The sequence below is a fragment of the Nonomuraea mesophila genome, assembly GCF_004352805.1.
GTDB classification, from domain to species: domain Bacteria; phylum Actinomycetota; class Actinomycetes; order Streptosporangiales; family Streptosporangiaceae; genus Nonomuraea; species Nonomuraea longispora.
The window spans coordinates 1-742 of sequence record NZ_SMLD01000404.1 but is presented as its reverse complement, the minus strand read 5'-3'; the positions used below and the strand labels follow the sequence as shown (position 1 = coordinate 742).

Annotated in this window: 2 protein-coding genes; one reads left to right on the top strand and one right to left on the bottom strand. The window is 70.9% G+C overall.

Annotation, left to right across the window (positions count from 1 at the left end):
- A partial coding sequence (locus E1295_RS48285) for an RNA-guided endonuclease InsQ/TnpB family protein (RefSeq protein ID WP_132642127.1) occupies positions 1 to 355 on the top strand: 355 nt, incomplete at its 5' end.
- Positions 356 to 399: 44 nt separating this feature from the next.
- Here the strand turns inward: E1295_RS48285 and E1295_RS48280 are convergent.
- On the bottom strand, positions 400 to 742 hold a 343-nt coding region (locus tag E1295_RS48280), incomplete at its 5' end, for a hypothetical protein (RefSeq protein WP_342775982.1).

Genomic DNA, 742 nt, shown 5'->3' with positions numbered 1-742 from the left:
GGACCTGCGGATCGCGAACATGACCCGCTCGGCGTCCGGCACGATCGAAGCTCCCGGCCGCAACGTCGCTGCCAAGTCCGGCCTCAACCGGAGCATCCTGGACGCGGGCTGGGGGGTGTTCCTGACGGTCCTCGCGCACAAGGCTGAAAGCGCCGGTCGCAAGCTGATCGCGGTGAACCCCGCCGGCACCTCCCGCACCTGCGCCCGATGCGGGCACAGCGCACGGGAGAACCGCGTCACCCAGGCCGGGTTCGCCTGTACGGCGTGCGGTCATACCGCGCACGCCGACGTCAACGCGGCCAAGAACATTCTCAGGGCAGGGCTTGCCCTTCGCCAGGCTGCGGAAGCGGCTTAGCGAGAAGCCGCCTCCTTCGGAGGGTGGAGGAGTCACGGGTCCTCTCAGTAACGACTGCGGCCTGGGCCGCGGTCGAGTCTCTTACGCCAGCAGGCCTGGTGCCAGTGGCGGCGCTCCTCGTCGCCGCCCGGCCAGGCCGGCCAGGCCACGATGTGCGGGGTGCCGCTGCGGATCTCCTGGTCGCAACCCGGGCAGCGGTAGTTCTTCGTGGAGGACGAGCCGGTCAGCATGCGCACTTTCCAGGGACCGTCGGGCCATTCCTCCACCTTGTCCAGGCCCGTCGGGAAACCGAAGGGGCGGGAGGACTCCCTGCGGCGGGAGCGACGGGGGCTCATCGGCGCGGAAAACCCCTCACGCCGGCCGCCCCGGCTCTCGCCGCCCCGACTC